Source organism: Halobellus marinus (genome assembly GCF_032113415.1).
GTDB classification, from domain to species: Archaea; Halobacteriota; Halobacteria; order Halobacteriales; family Haloferacaceae; genus Haloquadratum; species Haloquadratum marinus.
In genome coordinates, this window is sequence record NZ_CP134946.1 from 1,323,401 (window position 1) to 1,343,540 (window position 20,140).

The following is a 20,140-nucleotide window of genomic DNA, read 5'->3' on the forward strand; positions in this document are numbered from 1 at the left end:
GGGGTGTCGATCGATCACCGTTTCGGTGACCTCTCGGGGCAACACAGCCCCGGGGTGCCTTCCCCCATCCCCCTCTCCCCCCTTTGGTGGGTGTCACACGTTCCCTTTGTCGGATAGACACCCTTTCCGAGACGAAACCGGTATCCTCCCGCGCCGCCAACGCCGACTCGATGGAGTGCGACAAATGCGGCCGCGACGCCGTAATGCACGCCGGCTACTCGGGTGCACACCTCTGTGAGGAGCACTTCCGCGCGTCGGTCGAAAAGCGAGTGCGCCGGCGGATCCGGCGGGACGGACTCGTGCCGCAGGATGCCTCCCCCGGGGATCCCGAACGGTGGGTCATCGGTCTCTCCGGCGGCAAAGACAGCGTCGTGCTCGCGCAGATTCTCGACGAGACGTTCGGCCGCGACCCCCGGATCGAACTCGTCGCCCTGACGATCCACGAGGGGATCGAGGGCTACCGCGACGAGAGCGTCGACGCCTGCGTCGAACTCGCAGCGGAGCTGGACCTCCGCCACGAACTCGTCTCCTACGAGGAGGAGTTCGGCGTCCGGATGGACGACGTCGTCGAGGACGACCCCGAGGGGATGGCGCCCTGCGCGTACTGTGGAGTGTTCCGCCGCGACCTCTTGGAGACCTACGCCGCGGAGTTCGACGCCGACATCCTCCTGACCGGCCACAACCTCGACGACGAGGCCCAGACGGCGCTGATGAACGTCTTGGAGGGCGACGTCAAGCAGATGGCCAAACACTTCGATGCGAGCCTCGGGCCGTTCGACGAGCGCACCGACGACGCGGGCTTCGTCCCGCGGGCGAAGCCGCTCCGCGACGTGCCGGAAAAGGAAGTCGCGCTGTACGCACAGTTGCGGGAGTTGCCGGCGCACATCACCGAGTGTCCGCACGCCTCGGAGGCGTTCCGTGGCGAGATCCAGGAACTGCTCTTGAAACTGGAGGAGAACCACCCCGGAACGAGACACTCGATCGTCTCCGGCTACGAGGAACTGGCGTCGATGGCGGCCGATCGGTACCGCGGCGAGTCGACGCCGGAGATGGAAGCGTGCGACCGCTGCGGCTCACAGACGACCGGGGACGTCTGTCGGAAGTGTCGACTGCTCGAATCGCTCGCGGCGACCTGAGCGGTTCCGGCAGCAACGTCGGGGACGCTCGCGACGACTTACCCGACGCTGGCGGCGATGGAGACGTCACTTGCGACGAGCGGTGCCGAAGAATCCGCGTTGCGACAGCACGAACGGAGTGACCGACTGGAGACAACGGCCGTTCGCGGTGTCCGTTCGGGGCGTCTCGGATCGTCAGCGGATGACGTCGAGTCCGTGCTGTTTTTCGCGCTTCTGTTCCCCGCCGTCGGACTGCCAGGAGCGGCCGGAGGCGGTCGACCCGCCGGTGCCGTTACTCGGCACTTCGACCTCCTTGCCGCCGTCGAACTCCGAAGCCTCGAGGCTCTGTCGGGACTTGTCCGCCTGCTTCTGCGTCGACGGCCCGAGCACCTGCGCCGACTGGACGCCGGTCATGATCGCCATCACGCGGACTTTCCCCTTGTACTCGTCCTGGATGCGGGCGCCCCAGATGACGTTGGCGCGAGCTTCGAGCCGTTCCGTGATGTTGTTCGCGATGCCCTCGGCCTCCTTCAGCGTCAGGTCCGGCCCGCCCGTGATGTGGACGAGACCCCCGGATGCGCCCCGGTAGTCCACGTCCAAGAGCGGGTGGTTCATCGCGTCGTTGACGACCTCCTGGGTCTTGTTTTTGTCCTGGGTCTCGCCGACGAGCATCACCGCGACGCCGCCCTGGTCCATAATCGTGGACATGTCGGCGTAGTCCAGATTGATGAGCGAGGGCTGGGTGATGGTCTCGGAGATTCCCTTGACCGTCTCGGCGATGATCTGATCCATCACCGAGAACGCCTTGCCGATCGGGAGGTTCGGCACGTAGTCGAGCAGCCGGTTGTTGTCGAGGACGATGATCGAATCGGCCTCGTTGCGGAGCTTCTCGAGCCCCTCCTCGGCTTTGACTGTCCGGGCGCGCTCGACGTTGAACGGCGTCGACACCATCCCGACGACGATCGCACCCTGCTCTTTGGCGATCTTCGAGACGACCGGCGCAGCACCGGTGCCGGTGCCGCCGCCCATCCCGGCGGTGACGAACACGAGATCGGCCCCGTCGAGGACTTCCTTGATCGTCCCCTGGGCCATCTCGGTCGCCCGCTCGCCCATCGAGGGGTCGCCGCCGGCGCCGAGCCCCTGCGTCAGGGACTTGCCGACGAGAATTTTCGTGTCCGCTTCGACCATCTTGAGGTGCTGTTTGTCAGTGTTGATCGCGACCGTGTCGGCGCCGTCGACGCCGATGTTGTACAGGCGGTTGACGGTGTTGTTGCCGGCGCCGCCGGCGCCAACGATGACGATTCGGGGGCTCCCGAACTCGTCGTCGTTCCCGGCCTCGGCGGCGGTGTCACGTTCCTCCTCGTCGCGCTGCATGGCCTCTCTGACAATATCTTGCATCGTCTTACACCTTGGCCCACGTTCGTTTCGCCGCCGAGTCGCGTCCCTCGGTCTGTTGTTCGTTGAGCATTTCACGGACGGCCGAGCGGATCGCTTCCGATCGGTTCGGGAACTCCCCCGTCTCGACCATCTGTTCGACCTCCTCGATCTGCTGCTTCGGAATTCGTAGTGTCACACGCTCCATTGTTGCATTCCCCCGGTAAGACGGCGCGCACGTCCCGTGCGAACGTCCTACACCTCCGAAAACGGAAGACAGCGGACCTTTCCCCCGCTTCCGCCGGATCTGTAAGACGACCGTCTTACGCAGCAGATACCACAGACCGATGCCTTATAAAGCTAACGACGGTTGTAAGACAAATCCCCGCGACCGGCGCATACGGGGGTTTCAACCCTGTTTACGTCCGTTCCAGGACGTCGGCAGCGGAGGTCCGGCGCCCACAGCTTGGGCAGAACGCCCAGTCGGACCGGAGCTCGTCCCCGCATTCACAGAACACGCGGTGTGACGCTTTCTCCCCGCAGTTCGGACAGTATACGTGGTCGGCGGAAACCGTCTCACCACACTTGTCGCACGTCTTTGATCCGCCCGCAGACGGTTCCGATTCTGGCGGCGTCTTACGCTCACGTTCCTGCGACGTCGACTCCTCGACGGCGGCGTTTTCGTCGGTTTCAGCCGCGTTTACGCCATCGACGGTGACGTTGACGTTGAGATCCCGGGTTTCCGGCGGGCGCCGCCTGGCGACGGGTTCGTCGGGGCGCTCGCTGACGAGTTCATCAAGGCGCTCGCCGACGAGTTCATCGACGCGCTCCCGTATGACCTCGTCGATGGTGTCGGTCCCGCCGAGGGCCGACTGGTCGGACGGGCCGGGGTCGCCATCACGGTCCGCGCCGTCGAGGTACTCCCGAAGGGCCTCGCGCATCGCCTCGCTTTTCGAGGCGTCGAGCGACTCCAGTCGCTCAACGAGATCATCGTCGGCGCGGAACGTGATCTTGCTCATCGACCATACCATATGCAACCTACCATATCAATCTTCCCCTCGTGTCTGACAGTTGTCATCCGCGCTGTCGGACAGCCGCGATCCCGTCTATCTCGACTGGTTGTCCCCGTCTACTCCGGCAAATTCAAGTCGGCTTTCGCCGATTCAATCGTAGTGGCAGTAACGTTCGATCTCTTCGGTACCCTCGTCGACGTCGACCGGCCGGAGGACCCCGCGGCCGCAGTAGCGTCCGCGCTCTGCGACCGCGGGGTCGAGGTGCCCAGTGACTGGCAGGCAGCGTACACCGAGCAGCACATCGACGCGCCCGACGGTGCCGAGGTGCTGCTCCCAGTGCACGTCGCCGCCGCGCTCCGGTCCCGGGGCGTCGACACGCCTGATAGCGCTGTCCGGAACGCTGTGGTCGCCGCGTTCGATCCTGCAGTCGACACACGAGCGGGCGCGGTCGACGCCATCGCGGCCGCGGCGGAGGCGGGGCCAGTCGGGCTCCTCTCGAACTGTGCGGTCCCGGAGCTCGTCGGCCGCACCCTGATCCGGTCGACGCTCGATCGGGACGCCTTCGACGCCATCGTGACGAGCAGCGGCTGCGGCTGGCGCAAACCCCACCCGAACATCTTCAGGACGGCCGCCGACGAACTCGGCGTGGCGCCCGAAGCGCTGTGTCACGTCGGCGACGACCCCGCGACCGACGGTGGGATCACGTCTCTCGGCGGGAGCTTCCTGGACGTGAGCGACCGGGACCTCGAAGCGCTGGCAACACAACTCAGAAGGGAAGGAGTGCCGGAAGAATGACAATCGGTGAGACGGCCAGTGACAGAAGGCCAGGTACCGACGGGAGCGAGTCCGGATGCCGGTGACGGCGACAGTCGCCATCGCCCTCGCGGCTGGCTTCGACGCCGTCTTGGGAGAACCGCCGACGCGAGTCCATCCGGTCGCACTGTTGGGCCGTCTCGTCGCGCGTGTCGACCGCGGCGACGGGGGTGGCGAGAGAAACGACGGAATGGAGAGCGAAGGCGACAAGCCCGGAGGCGATCCCGCGTGGTCACGCCCGCGACTCGTCGGGCTCCTTGCCGCCTTTGTCCTCCCGCTTTCTTTCGCCGCCATCGCGGCTGGTTTCGTCGCGGTCGGTGCGTGGATAAACCACTGGCTCGGGGCGGTCGTCGCCGCCGGTGTGCTCTTTTCGACGACCAGCCTGCGATTGCTCCTCGCCGAAGCGCGGACGGTGATCAGCGAGAGTGACGCGGACCTCGCGGCCGCCCGCGTCGACCTCCGCGCGCTCGCTGGTCGCGATTCTGATGACCTGGACCCCGCGCACGTTCGCTCGGCGGCCGTCGAGAGCCTCGCGGAGAACCTCGCCGACGGGTTCGTTGCCCCGCTTTTCGCGTTCGCCGGCGTCGCGGTGGCGGCCGCCGCGCTCGTCGGTCCCGACGTCGCCCTCCCGCTGGCCGCAGCGGCGGCCGCCTGGGTGAAAGGCGTCAACACGCTCGATTCGATGCTGGGATATCGCTCGAAGCCGGTCGGCTGGGCGTCCGCGCGACTCGACGACGCCGTGATGTGGCTCCCGGCGCGGCTCACGGCACTGCTCATAGCTGTCGCTGCCGGGGCACCGACACTCGTTCTCCGGCGTCGAGTTCGCGGGCTCGCTCGTCGCCCCGCGTCGCCGAACTCCGGGTGGCCGATGGCGACGATGGCCGCGCTGTTGCCCGCGCGACTGCACAAACCCGACGTGTACGACCTCGATCCGGGGGACGCGCCCCCCCTTCCGGACGTCGCGACGGCGACTCGTGCGGTTCGCGTGACGCGGCGGGCGGGGATCATCGCGGTCGGCGCCGCGGGGGTGCTCGCGTGGTTTTGACCGCACTCCGCGGCGCGCTCGGCTTCCTCACCCGGCTGCCGGTCGGCGGCGATGAACGGGCCTGGGAAGCGTTCCGGCGCACGCCGGTCTCGATCGTCTTGGCGGGCTACGTTGTCGGCACCCTCGCCGCGCTCCCGCTCTTGCTCCCAATTCCTGTGCCAAGCGCGGCCGCGCTGTACCTCGTGACGCTCGTTCTCCTCACGGGCGTCACCCACGCCGACGGCCTGGCGGATCTCGGCGACGCTGCGGCGGTCCACGGCGGCGTCGACGTCGCTCGCCGCCGGGAAGTGCTCAAAGACGCGGCGACGGGTGTCGGCGGCGCGCTCGCGGTCTCGCTCGCCTTCGTAACGCTCGGCCTCGGTGCACTGGGGCTGGCCGGGACCCGACCCCGCGTCGCGTTCGCCCTCGCGCTCACCGTCGAAGTGGGCGCGAAAGCGGGCGTCGCGACCCTCGTCTGTCTCGGGGAGGCCGCCCACGAGGGACTCGGGAGCGCGCTGACCGAGGCAGCGACGCCGACTGCCCTCCTGCCGGTCACCGTCGCCGTCTTCCCGCTCTTCGCGCTGGCCTCTCTCACGACGGTCGGCGCGCCGGCGATCGCCGCAGCAGTCCTTGCGCCCGTTGCTGTCGCGTGGCTCGTCGGCCGCTGGGCCGCTGGCGCGCTCGGCGGCATCTCCGGCGACGTCCTCGGCGCGGCGAACGAACTCGGTCGGGTCGCGGGGATCCACGCGGGGGTGATCGTGTGGACGCTCTCGTGATGTGCGGCGGTCGCGGGACGCGGCTCCGCGAGGGCGTCGGCGGCGGTTCCGAGAGTGGCGACAGCGAGGGCGACGGCGGGGCCGAGTGGAGGGAAGCCGAGAAGCCGACCGACGTCGAGAAGCCGCTCGTCGAGGTGGCCGGCCAGTCGATGCTCTCGCGGGTCGTCCAGGCGCTGCGGGGGAGTCGAATCGGCGAGTCCGGAACCGTCCACGCGGTCGTCTCGCCGCAGGCGCCGCAGACGGCCGAGCGCGCTCGCGACCTGTCGCTTTCGATCGTCGAGACGCCGGGCGACGGCTACGTCTCGGACCTCGGTACCGCCCTCGACGCCGTCGGTCGTCCGGCGCTCACCGTCCCCGCGGATCTCCCGCTGCTCGCACCGGAACACGTCGACGACGCGATCGCGCGGGCGCACGTAGGAACTCCGGCGAAGGGACCGCTCCCGACAGAGTCCGGCAACGCCGACCCGACCTCGCTCACCGTCTGCGTCCCGGCCGCGCTGAAACGCCGTCTCGGCGCCTCCGTCGACACCGCCTTCGAACACGACGGCCGGGACGTCGCCCCGACGGGGCTGAACGTCGTCGCGGGCGACGACGACACCGTGGCGTTGACGTACGACGCGCGCCTCGCGGTCAACGTGAACCGACCCGCCGACAGAGCGCTCGCGGAGGCCCTATGCGGGTGATCCTCGTCGCGGGAACGACCCGCACGGCCGAGATCGACGGCATCACCGCCGCTGGCGCCTCGCGCGACCTGCTCGTCCACACGCCGAGCGCCGACGCCGAGATCATCACGTACGGCGAGACGGTCCGTGCGCCCGTCACGCCAGTAAGTCCGACGGGCTGTCCGACGCCCGCGGTCGTGACGCGCGCCGTCCGAGAGCTACTGGGCTTCGAGGTGACCATCGTGGACGGCGGCCTCGCTCGCCCGACCGGTGCGCCCACGGTCTCGGTTGGCGCGCGACCCGGCCGCGACATCCGCGAGGAGGATCCTGTCCCGACGGCGCCCGGAGCGTTCACCGCGGCCCGGCGGCTCGGTCGCGCGCTCCCGGACGACCGGATCGTCATCGGCGAGACGATCCCTGGCGGAACTACCACGGCGATGGCGGTGCTGCGCGCGCTCGGCGAGGACGTCGTCCCGTCGACGTCCTCCTCGCTGCCGGAGAACCCGGTGGACCTGAAAGAGCGCGTCGTCGCGGGAGCCTTCGACGCCTCGGACATCGAACCCGGCCAGGGCGGCCACACGCCCGAACTGGCTGTCAGATTTGTCGGCGATCCGGTGTTGGCCACTGCCGCCGGCCTCGCCGCCGGCGCGCTCGAATCCGGCACGGCGGTGGTCTTCGGCGGCGGCACCCAGCTACTCTCGGTTGCCGCGCTCGTCCGCCACGCGGGCGTCACCGACCGCGCGACACTCGCGACGACGTCGTATCTGGCCGCGGACGTTCCGGATCTCGGCGACGCGGCCGCAGCGCTGCATCTCGATCTCGTGGTCTCAGACCCGGGCTTCGACGCGCCCGCCGCGGGGCCGCTCTCGGCCTACGCCGACGGCGTCGCCAAGGAGGGGGCGGCGATGGGCGGCGCACTCCGCCTCGCCGACGAGGCGGGCCGACTCGGCGACGTGACTGACGCGACACGGCGGGTCCTCGACCGAGTCGACGACGACCGGCCGGAGGGAGAGAAGCCGGACCGTGTCGAGGCCGACCGGCCGGAGGGAGAGAAGCCGGACCGTGTCGAGGCCGACCGGCCGAAACGGGAGGAGCCCAACCGTGGACCCTGAACGCGTCGCGGACGTCGACCGCGTACCGCACGGCGGCAGCGACCACGCGGACCTCGTCGACTTCAGTGCGAACACGAATCCGATCCGGCCTGCGGGCGTTGCCAACGTCTACGAGGCGGCGCTTTCGGATGCGACCCGCTACGCCGACGACTTCACTGCGTTCCGCGCGGCGGCCGCCGACTACGTCGACTGCGACCCCGACGAGGTGGTCCCGGCGGCCGGCGGCAGTGCGGCGTTGCGGCTGGCGTTCGGCGTCACCGTCGCGCCCGGGGACCGCGTGCTGGTTCCGGAGCCGAGTTTCGGCGAGTACGCCCGCGAGATCCAACTGCAGGGGGGCGACCCCATCGGCGTCGCCCACGAGGACCTCCTCGCGACGGATCCGGAGCAGTACGCCGCCGTCGTCGTCTGCACGCCGAACAACCCGACCGGCGACCTGGTCGACCCCGACGCGCTCCGGGAGTTTCTGGACGACTGTCGCGCGGCGACGACGCCGCTGATCGTCGACGAGGCGTTCCTCGATTTCACCGCCGCGCCGAGTCTCGCCGGCGAACCGGGCGTCGTCGTCGCCCGCTCGCTGACCAAGATGTTCGGCCTGCCGGGAATCCGCGCGGGCTTCGCCGTCGCGGTCGGCGACCTCGGCGAGCGACTCCGGGCGGCGCGGCAGCCGTGGTCGCTCTCGACACCCGCCGCTGCCGTCGGCGAGCACTGTCTCCGTCAGGAGTCGTTCGTCGAGCGGACGCGGGAGCGGGTCGACCGCGAGCGCGCCCGGATGCGCGATGCGCTGTCGACAGCGTACGACGTCGCGCCGTCGAACGCGCCCTTCCTGTTGCTCGATGTCGGCGAGGAGTCGGTGGATCGCGTAATCCATCGCGCACGCGAGGGTGGCGTCGCGATCCGCGACGCCCGGACGTTCACTGGATTAGATTCGCACGTACGCGTGGCCGTGCGCCGGCCGCACGAGAACGATCTGGTGCTCGACGCGCTGTTGGACCGATGACTGACTGTCACTCGGCGCGCTGTTGGACCGATGACTGACGCCGCCGACCCGGCCGGCGGCGACGGGCCGCCGATCTTCGAGGCGACTGTCCGCGAGGAAGTCTGCCGGCTCTCCCGCCCCGGCACGCGGTGGCTCTCGACGGGCCACGACGGCGGCGAGTCGCGTGCGGACGCCGCCTACCTCGTGTCGGTCCCCGACGGCTGGGACGACGTCGACGTGTCCGACTACGTCCGACGTCGGCGGCGGACCGCCGGATTCGACACGCCAGAGGATGCCTCGGCGTCCGGTTCGGAGTCGGCCGATCCCGCCCCGGCGCTTTTGACCGGCGTCTCGATGCGGCACGCCCATCGTGCGCGACTCGACCCCGTCGAGGCGGTCGTCACCGCCGGACTGAACAACCCCGCGGCGCTCCCGATTCCGGACGCGACCCGGTCGCCGTCGTGGGGCGGGGAGTCAGCTCCCGACGATGCCACCGACACGGACCGGCCGCGGCCGGGCACCGTCAACGTCGTCGTCGGGACGACCCGCTCGATGGCGCCGGGGGCCCTCGCGAACCTGGTCGCCGTGGCGGCCGAGGCGAAGGCGGCGACGCTGCTCGCGCGGACCGGCTTCCCCGGGACGACGTCGGACGCCGTCCTCGTCGGCAGCGATCCCGCGGGCGAGCAGGCCAGTTTCTCGGGCAGTGCGACCGCAGTGGGTGCCGCTACCCGCGCCTGCGTCCGCGATGCGCTGCTCGCGGCGCTGGACTCGCGGTACGTGGAGGAGTCGCCGCCGTCGTCCGTCGAGGCGGCCGCGTACGGCGTCGTGACCGACGAGCGCGCCCGAGTGGAACGGGTCGCCGACGGCGAGGTGGAGACCGCTGTCGGCGAGACAGCGGGCACCGCCGGCGAGGCGGACGAAACGACTTAACCGATAGCGCTGCCGATGTGTCCCCGATGACGACCGATGCGGTGCCCTCGGACCTCCCCGGCGTCGTCCTCGCCGGGACGGCCTCGGGGGTGGGCAAAACGGTCGCGACCCTCGCCGTCTGCCGCGCGCTCGAACGCGCCGGACGCACGCCGGTCGCGGCGAAAGCCGGGCCGGATTTTATCGATCCGAGTCACCACGCCGCCGTCCTGGGCCGCCCATCGCGGACGCTCGATCCGTGGCTGTCGGGGGAGGCGGGCGCCCAGCGGACCTACGCCCGCGGCGCCGAGGACGGCGACGTCTGCGTCGTCGAGGGGACGATGGGGCTCTACGACGGCGACGTGAGTACCGCCGCCGTCGCTGAGGCCCTCGATCTACCGGTGGTGCTCGTCGTGGACGCGACAACGGGGATCGAGAGCGTCGCCGCCACGGCGCTCGGATTCCAGCAGTACGCCGAGCGCGCAGGCCACGACATCGACGTCGTCGGCCTCCTGGCTGCCCGGGCGCGCGGCGGTCGACACGAACGGGGGATCCGCGACGCGGTCGAGGGGCTCCGGTACGTGGGACGGACGCCCCCGCTGGACGGTCTTGCGGTTCCGGACCAGTACATCGATCCCCAGTTCGACGACGACCCGCCGCTCTCGGACGATCTGGTCGACGCCGCGGCGCGGGGCATCCAGACGGGGACGTTGCTGGATCTCGTTCACGCACCCCGTCTCGACACCGCGCTGTCGCTTCGGGCGGACGACGAGACTGGCCTCACGGTCGCCGTCGCGACCGACGCGGCCTTCCGGTTCGTCTATCCGAGCACACGCGAGCGGCTCGCTTCCCGCGCCGCCGTTGCGACGTTCTCGCCCGTCGCCGGGGATCCCGTCCCCGAGTGCGACGTGGTCTACCTACCAGGCGGGTATCCGGAGGACCACGCCGCCCGGCTCTCGGCGTCGGGGACGCTGCTCGAACTCGCCACCCGCGCCGCGGAGGGGCTCCCTGTGTTCGGCGAGTGCGGCGGGATGCTCGCTCTGGGGGAATCGTTGACCACTACGGACGGCGACACCCACGGAATGGCCGGAATTCTCCCGATCGAGGCGCGGATGCGGGATCGGCCGGTGGGACTGGACCACGTCGGGATCCGGGCCCGCGAGGACTGCCTGGTCGCGCCCGCCGGGGAGACGCGCCGCGGGCACGAGTTCCACCACTCCTCGGCGACGGCCGCGCCGGACGCAAACTACGCCTTCGAGATGGTTCGCGGGGCCGGACTCGACGGCGTCAACGACGGCGTCTGCGAGTATCGGACGCTCGGGACCTACGCGCACTTTCACGTCGGCTCCGGCGCGTTCGACTACCTGCTGGAGACCGTCTGACATCGGCGTCCTGCTGAGGATCGTCTGACGCCGGTATCCTGCTGAAGATCGTCTTGACACCGGTATCCTGCAGAGGATCGCCTGACATCAGCGCCCTGCAGAGAATTGTCTGACTGGGGTCGTCCCCTACCAGCCGAGTGCGTCTCGCAGGGTTTATCCCGCCGCCACGGCTACGTCGCGGTACTATGGCCGACAACAAAGCGCGCTCGACCGGCAGTGCCGGGCGCTTCGGCGCGCGCTACGGGCGTGTGGCCCGCAGACGCGTCAAGGAGATCGAAGCGGAGATGCGGGATGCGACGGTCGACGACGACAGCGTCACCCGTCTCGAACCCGGCATCTGGAAGAACGAGGAGACCGGCGAGGTCTTCACCGGCGGCACCTACCGCCCCCAGACCCCGGGCGGCACGCAGGTTCGCCGCTCCATCCGCGCCGCCTTGGGCGAGAGCGAAGAGCAATAATCGAGTCTTCCAACTGAACGATGAGCTACAAGTGTTCCCGGTGTAAGCGCGACGTCGAACTGGACGAGTACGGCGGCGTGCGCTGTCCGTACTGCGGTCACCGCGTCCTGCTGAAGGAGCGCGCGCCGGACGTCAAGGAAGTCCCGGTCGAGTAACTCCCTTTTCGACGCCGATGGCGACCCCCGAACCCGCGGATGCCGGGGTCGAACACGCGGCGACGGTCGACTTCGAGTACGACACCGAGCGGCGCGCACGCGCGGTGGCCGAGAGCATCGCGGTCGAGGTCGGCGAGATCGACGACGCCCGCTCCGGTGCCGACGTCGACCGTGACGGTCGCGTGGTCCGCGTCGACGTCGCGGCTGCGGACCTCGTCGCGCTCCGCGCCGGGCTGAACACCTGGCTGCGGCTGGTCACAGTCGCCGAAGAAGTCGTCGGCCTCGGAGAACAGTCCGTCTCGAGTAGCGTCCATACCGACGCGACGGCCGAACCTCCGAGGAACGATTCCCGGGACGACGAGTCGCCGACGGATGACCCTCCGAGGAACGATCCCCCGGACACCGATCCACCGTCGGACGAACCCGCCGAAAGCGGCGACTCCGGCCGCGACACGCCCGAAAGACAGTAATCACCCTGCGGCGGGAGAATACGGGCCTTTTTCACTCCGCGTCCCTTCGCCGTGAGTATGCAGGGTAATCTACCGCCGGAAGCACAGGAGAAACTCGAGGAACTGCAGGACCTTCAGGAGACCGCCCAGAAGGTCGCCGCCCAGAAGGAGCAGGCCGAGTCGACGCTCAACGAGTCGAAGACCGCGCTCGAAGCGCTCGGGGACATCGACGAGGACACCACGATGTACCGCGAGATCGGGGAACTCCTCGTCGAGACCGAGTACGACGACGCCCACGAGGAACTCGAAGAGAAGGTCGACAGCCTCGAGGTCCGCGTCGAGCAGCTCGGAAAGCAGGAGGAGCGCGTCGAAGAGCAGTTCGAGGACCTCCAGCAGGAACTCCAGCAGATGCTCCAGGGCGGCGGCGCGGGCGGCCCCGGCGGCGGTCCGATGGGCCCCGGCGGCGCCGGCGGCGCATAGATCGATGCCGACTGACGAGGAGGTCGTCCAGACGGCCGCCGAGGCCGCGGAGGGCGTGATCCTCGCTAATTACAAGCAATCGGAGCTGACCGACTTCGACGTGACCGTCACGTTCGAAGACGACGTGCTCGACGTCGACGTGTACGTCAACGCCCCCGACGAGGGGGACGATGCTCCGGATGCCGACGCCGTCGCCGACGAGGCCGCGCGGGCGGCTGCTGACGCCGTCGACGAACTGTTCGCGGCCGGCGCGGACGGCTCCGACTAACGGCCGGCGGGCGACGCGTCCGCGTGGCCGGGGTCATCAGGACTCCGAGGGAGTGCCGTTTGGCCCTCCGGATGGACTCCTGTGACAGAACACCACCGAGCCGCAGGTCTCCCCAGGCGTGTTGGGTTCGCTGCTGCGAGGCGAGCGAGTGGACGTACGCGATTCCGACGGGCGAGTCCGCTCACGCGAAGAGGAAAATCAGGACGCTCACGGCGACCGCCGCGAGGATGACCGAGAGGGCGAACGCCCCTCCCATCGCGACCACCGCGTTCGCGTGGCTGGCGAGGCTCTCTGTCCGATCGTTGCCGAAGACGGTCACCGTCGCGCGTTCGACCGCCACGCCGGCCTCGACGGGTTCGAGATCCGCCCGGGCGTCGTCGACCAGGCCGCACACGAGGCTCCGGAGGTCGTCCCAGTCGATCGCCGCACCGACCTGGTTGTCGGCCTCGACGCTGTTGACGATGTGTGTATCTGTCGTCATCACCTCCGCGGCGTCGACCGGGCCGTTTTCGGTCATCGCGTCGACGAGTTCGCCACGGAGTCCCGGTTCCATATTGTTCCCGTCGACGAGGACGTACGCCGTCTCGCGCCCGTCGACTGCCGTGACGGCGACCCGGACGCCCAGGGGACCGATCCCGTCGGTCGGCGTCCAGGGGGTTTCGTCCCACGCGACGCCGAGTTCGATCGGGGCCGAGTCGCACGCCGCGAGCCGTTCTCCGGCGATGCCGGCCGCGCCGATCAGATCGAACGCCCGCGCCGAGCCGGGCGTGACGTGACCCAGATCTGGGCCGTCGAGGCCGTCGTTCGAGTTGTGCGCATCGACGAGAACGACGTCGTCCAGGCCGCTCGTGCGGGCTTCCGCCGCCGCCGACAGTCCGACACCGTACTCCACGTCGTCGGCGAACCCCGGCGCGTACGTCGATACCAGCAGGGCGTCGTCGCCGAACGCCTGCCCGAGGATCGACGCCTCGCCGGAGTGGGTCCGGACGCTCCGCGTCGCCGCAGCGTCGTAGTCGATCCGACCTGCGGCCGATCGGGCGGCGTCGAGGACCTTGTCCACCTCCCGTTCGGTCACGAGGTTGAAGTCGTGACCCGCGGTCGCGTGCGGCGGGAAGACGAGTCCCGGGCAGTCGCGGGCGACGCGCTCGGGGAAGTTCCCGCCGCCGATCTCGCCCATCGGTCCGGGGTGGATCATCGGCAGGACGAAGCGGGCTTTCTCGTCGGGATCGGCCCCCGAATCGTCACGGTCGCCACCGTGGGTGACGCTTTCGCTGTCGGCTCCGCTGGCGACGTTTCTGCCATCGTCTCCGCTGGAGCTCCCGCTGTCGGCTCCGCTGGCGACGCTCCCACCGTCGCTCCTGGGTTCGTCGACCGCACTGCTGTCGTCGACCGTCCGAAACGACAGGACCGAAACGGGGACGATGGCCTCCTCGCCGAGCTGTTGGAAGAACTCCTCGAGCTCCCGGGAGCCCTCGGCGACGTGGCCGACGAACCCGCGGAGGAAATCCAGAAGCGAGACACCCATACTCCGCCGCCAGGGCCGGTCGACGGCGACGATGAAGGCGTAGACCGCCAGCGCATAGAGGACGCAAGTGACACCGAGGAGGAGGAAATGCTCGATGGAAATCGCCGACAGTTCCGCCGGCGCACTCTCCGAGCGTGCCAGGTACTCCGTCAGGTAGACGTCGACGAGGGGGCCGCCCACAGACAGCAGTCGGAGAACTCCGCCGTAGACGAAAAGCAGGACGGCCGCGGCGGCCGTCTGGAGGCTCGCCGGCACCGAGGCGACCAGCACCGACGATCCGGAGACCGCCATCACGACGAGCAGTCGGAAAGCGAACACCGAGGCGAGGCCGACGATCAGCGCGTCGAAGACGAACCGCTGGCCGAGGCCGGTGAACACCGTCACGATCCCAGCGGCCGTGACGATCGCCACCAGGATGATCTCCGAGATCAGGGCCAGAAGCGACGATCGGTTGTGCGTGAGTTTACCGCCGACGAGCCGGTCGACTCCGGTCGTGCCGAAGGCGGCGACGACCGTCGGGATCCCGATGAAGAAGATCCCCTCCCACGCGTCACGGCCGAGGAAGAACAGGCCGCGCCACGTGCGAGCGTACGCGCCGGAGTCGAAGGCGGCGACGCCCGCGACCGCAGCAAGCAGGAGCGCGAAGGCGAGGCTGGTGTACCAGTTGGGCGCGCGGAAGATGAATCGCGAGAGGTCCGCGAGGTCGCTTTGTGTCGAAGTCATCGTGAGGAGCGGGAAGATGGGGAACGACGGAGGGCTGTCGGGAACGGCGCTACTCGCAGATGGCGACGAAGTTGTGGAACACTTCCTCGCCTCGCTCCGTGTGCGCGACTTCGGGGTGCCACTGCACGCCGTACAGGTCCCGATCGGTGTCGCTCATCGCTTCGACGTCGCAGACGTCGGAGGTGGCCGTCCGGGTGAATCCCTCGGGAACTTCCTTGACCTCGTCGGCGTGGCTCGCCCACACGCGCGTTCTGGGGGCGAGCGAGCCCACGAGCGGGTCGCCGCCGTCGAGGATGTCCACGTCGACGTCGGCGTAGCCGCCGTAGTCGCCGGAGCCGACGGTGCCCCCGAGTTCCTTCGCGAGGAACTGCATCCCGAGACAGATGCCGAAGACCGGGACGTCGAGGTCGAGGTACTCGGCGCAGTTGCCGACGCGGTCCATATCCGGCCCCCCCGAGAGGACGAGTCCGTCGGCGTCGATGTCTTCGGGCGGCGTCGTGTTGTCGCGGATCTCGACGTCGACGCCGATATCGCGGAGCGTCCGGTGTTCGAGATGCGTGAACTGCCCGTGGTTGTCGATGACGACGATGCGGGTCATTGGTTAGGGTCTCTTACACCGAACGGACGCAAAAAGCGCCCGGTCTGAGACGGAGGCAACTTTTTTCAGTCCGTGTCGGAGTCCCGCCGCTCGCGCGCGGTGGTGAAATCGAGTTCGGCCTGCTCCTTCGCGCGGCGTTCTTCCCGGGCGGCGAACGCCTCGGGGTCGGGTTCGACGTCGTCGTCGATCCGGGCGAACGACTGGTGGATCTTCGCGTGACACCACCGGCACAGCGCGACCGTGATCTCGTGGCTCGGCTCGTCACCGGTGGCCCCCGGTTCGTCGCCTTCGCCCGCGCCCGCGAGCTCCGGCGCGCTGCCGCCGCCGTACGAGAGGTGGTGCTCTTCGAGCAGCGGCCGCGACGCCTCGTGGGCGATCCGGACGGCTTCGAGGCCACAGCGGACGCACTCGCGACCGTCGGTCGTCGATCGGTAGTGCGGACAGTCGCGGAACGTCCGGTCGTCGTCGGCCGCGACGCAGTCGTAGTCGTCGGCGCGGCGGGCGGCCGCGAATTCCGGGTCGTGGCCGGCCCGGTCGAGCGCGAACCGGCATCGTCCGCCGTCCGTGAGGTGATCACAGACGCCGGCGTGTTCGTAGGGGTCGTCGACGCCGACCGGCGTCCCGGTTGGTGTCTCGCGCACACCCGAGGATGGACCACGACGCAGTTGACACTGTCGGACGGATCGAGGGCACACATACCGATGACCCTCACTTTTCACCGCCGAGCGCCACTCCCGCCTTCGGCGCTCGGCGGGACGGGACGAGACGAGAGGTTCGTGCGTGAGCGCCTCGGAGCAGTCACCGATCGGTGGACAGCCGTCTCTCAAATCCGGCTTTCAGTCATCAGGACGTCTATGTTCCCGGCCGATAGAACGTCCCGGCGTACGTATGGACTTACAGGAGTTCACGCAGTCGAACACGCCGTCCGAAGACAGCACCGGATTTCGGAAAGTGAACAACAGGCTCCTCGATGTTCCGGTCGACGGAACGGTGATGGTCAAAGCCGGATCGATGGTCGCCTACACCGGCGAGATGACGTTCACCGGCCGGTCGTCGGCGGAAGGAGGACTCACCGGATTCGTGAAAGAGGCCGTGACCGGCGAGGGAACACCAGTTATGGAAGCCGAGGGAAGCGGGCACCTGTACGTGGCCGAACAGGGCAAGAAAGTCCAGGTGGTCGATCTCGACCGCGAGGAGTCGCTCTCGATCAACGGCGACGACGTGCTCGCATTCGAGTCCAGCGTCGAGTACGAGATCAACACCGTCGGCAGTCTGTCGGGGATGGCCGCCGGCGGCCTGACGAACGTCTACCTCTCGGGGCCCGGCGAAATCGCGCTGACGACGCACGGCGATCCGGTCGTCCTGACACCGCCCGTCTTCACCGATCCCGACGCGACCGTCGCCTGGAGTGCGAACCTCTCACCGTCTATCGAGGTGAACAAGAAACTCGAGATCGGACAGACGTCCGGCGAATCGATCCAGATGGCGTTCACCGGCTCCGACGGTTTCGTCGTCGTGCAACCGAACGAGGAGGGTTCCGTCACCCAGAGTCAAAACCAGTAGGGACTAATAATGATTACTCTCACTTTTCACCGCCGATCGCCGCCACCGGGAGTGGCGATCGGCGGTAAGCGACGAGAGTAATCGTTATAATCCGTTTCGTGTCCTGATCAGTCGCCCCCGCCGGCCACACCACTTCCGATCGCGGCGCCGCAGTTGTTGCAGGCGACGACGTAGAACCGCTTTGACGATCTGAAGAGGCCCGATATTTTGGCGTCCAGATCGATGAATTCGACGTCCGATTCAGCTGCGATTTCTCCCTCACACTCGGGACAGTGTACCATACGACCGAACCAAGACGGGTATTCGGAAAGTAGCTTTCCGAAGGTCAAACTCGCGTCGAACCCACCCGATAGCGCCCCCAGTTGCTCGCACGGCCAGTCGAGCCTTTTAAGAAACCGACCGCCGACCGCCGACGTGTGCGGCTCGAACACATCCGAGACGGCACCGGGCAGACGCTCGCGAGCGACGTCGAGGTTGCAGACACGTTCCTTTCGCGTGCGCGCGGACTGATGTTTCGACGGTCGATCCCGGACGACTACGCGCTGGTGTTCGAGTTTTCGGGGGCCGGCCAGCGCGACCTGCATATGGTTTTCGTCCCGTTCGATCTCGACGCGCTGTGGCTGGTCGACGACGAGGTGGTGGCAAAAAAGCGCCTCCCGGCGTGGCGCGGCTTCGCGGCCGCCACCGCCGACACGGTCGTCGAACTGCCGGCGGGGGCCGCGGCGGACGTCGAACGGGGCGATACGGTACGGCTCGTGGAGTGATACTGGTTACTCTCACTTTTCCTGCCGAGCCTCACCCCCGTCGACGGTGCTCGGCGGGAAGAGACGAGAGTAATCAGTATCAGTATGAAACGACGGCGTACAGTCCTTCTCGATACGGTTCCGCTCGGGGTGTCGGGCGAGTGCACGGCGCCGAGATGCGTCAATTTAAATAGCTGCACGATCAGAGGTCCGTGTGAGCACATGACTCGTGGTCGATTTATTCGGGGGTAACCCCGACAACCCCCTAGCATCCACCGTGGATTCTGACGACTCCGTACAGCTTCTGGATACGACACTGCGCGACGGCGAACAAGCCCCGGGTGTGTCGCTGACCCCCGACGAGAAGGCCGACATCGCCCGCGCGCTCGACCGGGCGGAGATCGAGTTCATCGAGGCCGGCAGCGCCTGCACCGGCGAGGGCGAGCGTGAGACTATCCGGCAGGTGACCGCGCTTGATCTCGACGCGACAGTGACGAGTTTCGCCCGCGGCGTCCAGCAGGACATCGATCTCGCGCTCGACTGTGGGGTCGACGGCGTCACCATCGTCGTCCCCGGCAGCGACAAGCACATCGAGCGGAAGGTCGGAACCACCCACGACGAGGTGGTCGAAAAGACCGCCGACCTCGTCGCGTACGCGAAGGACCACGACCTCTGGGTCGAGGTCATCGGCGAGGACGGCTCCCGCGCGGACCTGGATTTCCTCGAACGCCTGATGCGCGAGGCGCTCGACGCCGGGGCCGACCGGTCCTGTTACGCCGACACCGTCGGCCACGCTACGCCGGAGACTACCTACGAGTACGTCTCTCGACTGGCGGAACTCGGCCCGGTGTCGACGCACACCCACGACGACCTCGGGCTGGGAATGACGAACGTCTGGGCCAGCCTCGCGGCCGGCGCGGATCTGGTGCACGGCACGATCAACGGGATCGGCGAGCGCGCCGGCAACGTCGCACTCGAAGAGGTCGCCATCGCCTTAGCGCACGGCTACGGCGTCGAGACGCTGGCGCTCGATCAGGTGTACGACCTCGCACAGAAGGTCTCCCACGCGACGGGCGTCCCGCTGCCGCCGAACAAGGCTGTCGTCGGCGAGAACGCGTTCACCCACGAGAGCGGCATCCACACCGACGGGACGCTCAAGGACGACGCGATGTACGAACCCTACCCGCCCGAGATGGTCGGGCGCGAGCGACGGCTCGTCCTCGGGAAACACGCCGGCCGGGCAGGCGTCCGTGCCGCGCTCGACGAGCACGACGTCGACGTGAGTGAGGCGGAACTCGCGGACATCGTCGAGCGCGTCAAGCGCCTCGGCGACCGCGACAAGCGCGTCACCGACGCCGACCTGCTGGCCATCGCGGAGGACGTCCAGGGCCGGGAGCGCGACCGGTACGTCGAACTCCTGGATCTCACCGCGGCGTCGGGGGCCGGCACCCCGACCGCCTCAGTCCGCCTCCGGGTCGGCGACGACGAGCGCGTCGCCTCGGGCACCGGCAGCGGTCCCGTCGATGCCGCTGTCGAGGCTGTCCGGGCCGCGCTCGGTACCGAGGCCGACGCGCAACTGGACTCCTACCACGTCGACGCCATCACGGGCGGCACCGACGCCGTCGTGACCGTCGAGGTGGAGATGTCCCGCGGCGACCGGACGGTCACCGTCGCCACCTCCGATTCGGACATCACGCGCTGCAGCGTCGACGCGATGGTCGAGGCGCTCGATCGGTTGCTGGCGGCCGACGAGGACGCCCGGACCGAACTCGAAGCCGAGGACGCGACGCTGGCCGACGACTGATCGGCGGACCGACCGTTTTCCGCTGAAGACCCCAGCGCTTCAGCGCTCTTCGATTAGATACGTCCAGCCGCCGCGCCGCTCGAACCGGACGTCACCGTCGGCCCGGCTCTCGGCGTACTCGGCGACCCGGGCGGTGGAGACGTCCGTGACGTCGATCCGCTGCGTTCCTCCCGTGTGGTCCGCCGTCGGTGTCTCGAGTGCTGTTGCGTGCATACTTGGAC

Annotated in this window: 24 protein-coding genes and 1 pseudogene; 17 read left to right on the forward strand and 8 right to left on the reverse strand. The window is 68.7% G+C overall.

The features are described 5' to 3' along the window. The first annotated feature begins 170 nt into the window (after window positions 1-170). The gene (gene ncsA / locus RJT37_RS06820; protein WP_313688873.1) at window positions 171-1,136 is read left to right on the forward strand and encodes a tRNA 2-thiolation protein NcsA; all 966 of its coding nucleotides are present in this window, start codon (window positions 171-173) and stop codon (window positions 1,134-1,136) included. Between the two features lie 174 nt (window positions 1,137-1,310). On the opposite strand, the gene ftsZ is transcribed toward ncsA, so the two are convergent. The 3 genes from ftsZ to RJT37_RS06835 form a co-directional block, all read right to left on the reverse strand. Beyond that, a complete protein-coding gene (ftsZ, locus tag RJT37_RS06825; protein WP_313688874.1) occupies window positions 1,311-2,513 on the reverse strand; it encodes a cell division protein FtsZ in 1,203 nt (400 codons plus the stop codon). Between the two features lie 4 nt (window positions 2,514-2,517). Further along, entirely contained in the window at window positions 2,518-2,697 is a 180-nt protein-coding gene (locus RJT37_RS06830) for a ribbon-helix-helix domain-containing protein (protein ID WP_311171274.1), read from the reverse strand. A 211-nt stretch (window positions 2,698-2,908) separates the two neighbouring features. After that, window positions 2,909-3,508 carry a double zinc ribbon domain-containing protein gene (locus tag RJT37_RS06835; protein WP_313688877.1) on the reverse strand — a complete coding sequence of 200 codons (600 nt, stop codon included), beginning with the start codon at window positions 3,506-3,508 and terminating at the stop codon, window positions 2,909-2,911. 153 nt (window positions 3,509-3,661) lie between these two features. On the opposite strand from RJT37_RS06835, the gene RJT37_RS06840 reads away from it, so the two are divergent. From RJT37_RS06840 to RJT37_RS06900, 13 genes and pseudogenes are all read left to right on the forward strand, one after another. After that, window positions 3,662-4,297, forward strand: coding sequence for an HAD family hydrolase (locus tag RJT37_RS06840; protein WP_313688879.1), 636 nt, complete (start codon window positions 3,662-3,664; stop codon window positions 4,295-4,297). 55 nt (window positions 4,298-4,352) lie between these two features. Beyond that, window positions 4,353-5,360 carry a CobD/CbiB family cobalamin biosynthesis protein gene (locus RJT37_RS06845; protein WP_313688881.1) on the forward strand — a complete coding sequence of 336 codons (1,008 nt, stop codon included), beginning with the start codon at window positions 4,353-4,355 and terminating at the stop codon, window positions 5,358-5,360. Then, complete coding sequence (cobS, locus tag RJT37_RS06850; RefSeq protein WP_313688882.1) at window positions 5,351-6,115, forward strand: adenosylcobinamide-GDP ribazoletransferase; 765 nt, start codon at window positions 5,351-5,353, stop codon at window positions 6,113-6,115. Before RJT37_RS06845 ends, cobS begins: the two co-directional genes overlap by 10 nt. Continuing rightward, a complete protein-coding gene (locus RJT37_RS06855; RefSeq protein ID WP_390209020.1) occupies window positions 6,115-6,798 on the forward strand; it encodes an NTP transferase domain-containing protein in 684 nt (227 codons plus the stop codon). The genes cobS and RJT37_RS06855 overlap by 1 nt, the downstream gene beginning before the upstream one ends. Further along, window positions 6,789-7,889, forward strand: a complete 1,101-nt coding sequence (locus RJT37_RS06860; RefSeq protein WP_313688886.1) for a nicotinate-nucleotide--dimethylbenzimidazole phosphoribosyltransferase — start codon at window positions 6,789-6,791, stop codon at window positions 7,887-7,889. Before RJT37_RS06855 ends, RJT37_RS06860 begins: the two co-directional genes overlap by 10 nt. Beyond that, complete coding sequence (locus tag RJT37_RS06865; RefSeq protein ID WP_313688887.1) at window positions 7,879-8,886, forward strand: threonine-phosphate decarboxylase; 1,008 nt, start codon at window positions 7,879-7,881, stop codon at window positions 8,884-8,886. Before RJT37_RS06860 ends, RJT37_RS06865 begins: the two co-directional genes overlap by 11 nt. 30 nt (window positions 8,887-8,916) lie before the next feature. Further along, window positions 8,917-9,795 (forward strand): adenosylcobinamide amidohydrolase, encoded by an 879-nt coding sequence (locus tag RJT37_RS06870; protein WP_313688889.1) that lies wholly within the window; start codon window positions 8,917-8,919, stop codon window positions 9,793-9,795. Window positions 9,796-9,821: 26 nt separating this feature from the next. Beyond that, window positions 9,822-11,153 (forward strand): cobyrinic acid a,c-diamide synthase CobB, encoded by a 1,332-nt coding sequence (locus tag RJT37_RS06875; protein ID WP_313688891.1) that lies wholly within the window; start codon window positions 9,822-9,824, stop codon window positions 11,151-11,153. A 185-nt stretch (window positions 11,154-11,338) separates the two neighbouring features. After that, window positions 11,339-11,611 carry an eL43 family ribosomal protein gene (locus RJT37_RS06880; protein WP_313688892.1) on the forward strand — a complete coding sequence of 91 codons (273 nt, stop codon included), beginning with the start codon at window positions 11,339-11,341 and terminating at the stop codon, window positions 11,609-11,611. Window positions 11,612-11,631: 20 nt separating this feature from the next. Further along, a complete protein-coding gene (locus RJT37_RS06885; RefSeq protein ID WP_089764242.1) occupies window positions 11,632-11,766 on the forward strand; it encodes a DNA-directed RNA polymerase subunit P in 135 nt (44 codons plus the stop codon). A 17-nt stretch (window positions 11,767-11,783) separates the two neighbouring features. After that, a pseudogene (locus RJT37_RS06890) lies at window positions 11,784-12,074 on the forward strand (KEOPS complex subunit Pcc1); the annotation flags it as partial. A 219-nt stretch (window positions 12,075-12,293) separates the two neighbouring features. Beyond that, on the forward strand, window positions 12,294-12,695 hold the full coding sequence (locus RJT37_RS06895; protein WP_313688898.1) for a prefoldin subunit beta: 402 nt from the start codon (window positions 12,294-12,296) through the stop codon (window positions 12,693-12,695). A 4-nt stretch (window positions 12,696-12,699) separates the two neighbouring features. Beyond that, a complete protein-coding gene (locus RJT37_RS06900; protein ID WP_311171262.1) occupies window positions 12,700-12,963 on the forward strand; it encodes a DUF3194 domain-containing protein in 264 nt (87 codons plus the stop codon). A 181-nt stretch (window positions 12,964-13,144) separates the two neighbouring features. Here the strand turns inward: RJT37_RS06900 and RJT37_RS06905 are convergent, their stop codons facing one another. From RJT37_RS06905 to RJT37_RS06915, 3 genes are all read right to left on the reverse strand, one after another. Next, window positions 13,145-15,211 (reverse strand): DUF2070 family protein, encoded by a 2,067-nt coding sequence (locus RJT37_RS06905; RefSeq protein ID WP_313688901.1) that lies wholly within the window; start codon window positions 15,209-15,211, stop codon window positions 13,145-13,147. A gap of 49 nt (window positions 15,212-15,260) precedes the next feature. Further along, window positions 15,261-15,809 carry a GMP synthase subunit A gene (locus tag RJT37_RS06910; protein WP_313688903.1) on the reverse strand — a complete coding sequence of 183 codons (549 nt, stop codon included), beginning with the start codon at window positions 15,807-15,809 and terminating at the stop codon, window positions 15,261-15,263. Window positions 15,810-15,874: 65 nt separating this feature from the next. Then, the gene (locus tag RJT37_RS06915; RefSeq protein WP_313688905.1) at window positions 15,875-16,450 is read right to left on the reverse strand and encodes a DUF7097 family protein; all 576 of its coding nucleotides are present in this window, start codon (window positions 16,448-16,450) and stop codon (window positions 15,875-15,877) included. 247 nt (window positions 16,451-16,697) lie between these two features. Here RJT37_RS06915 and RJT37_RS06920 point away from each other — a divergent pair, with 247 nt between their 5' ends. Further along, entirely contained in the window at window positions 16,698-17,372 is a 675-nt protein-coding gene (locus RJT37_RS06920; protein WP_313688907.1) for an AIM24 family protein, read from the forward strand. 107 nt (window positions 17,373-17,479) lie between these two features. On the opposite strand, the gene RJT37_RS06925 is transcribed toward RJT37_RS06920, so the two are convergent. Further along, window positions 17,480-17,653, reverse strand: a complete 174-nt coding sequence (locus RJT37_RS06925; protein ID WP_313688909.1) for a hypothetical protein — start codon at window positions 17,651-17,653, stop codon at window positions 17,480-17,482. A gap of 135 nt (window positions 17,654-17,788) precedes the next feature. Between RJT37_RS06925 and RJT37_RS06930 the strand changes: the two genes are divergently transcribed. Together RJT37_RS06930 and RJT37_RS06935 are read left to right on the forward strand one after the other, a co-directional pair. Continuing rightward, window positions 17,789-18,136, forward strand: a complete 348-nt coding sequence (locus RJT37_RS06930) for a DUF192 domain-containing protein (RefSeq protein WP_313688911.1) — start codon at window positions 17,789-17,791, stop codon at window positions 18,134-18,136. Window positions 18,137-18,344: 208 nt separating this feature from the next. Next, window positions 18,345-19,919 (forward strand): (R)-citramalate synthase, encoded by a 1,575-nt coding sequence (locus tag RJT37_RS06935; protein ID WP_313688913.1) that lies wholly within the window; start codon window positions 18,345-18,347, stop codon window positions 19,917-19,919. A 39-nt stretch (window positions 19,920-19,958) separates the two neighbouring features. On the opposite strand, the gene RJT37_RS06940 is transcribed toward RJT37_RS06935, so the two are convergent. Further along, window positions 19,959-20,132: a hypothetical protein gene (locus RJT37_RS06940; protein WP_313688915.1), complete on the reverse strand. Its 174-nt coding sequence runs from the start codon at window positions 20,130-20,132 to the stop codon at window positions 19,959-19,961. Window positions 20,133-20,140 lie beyond the last annotated feature (8 nt).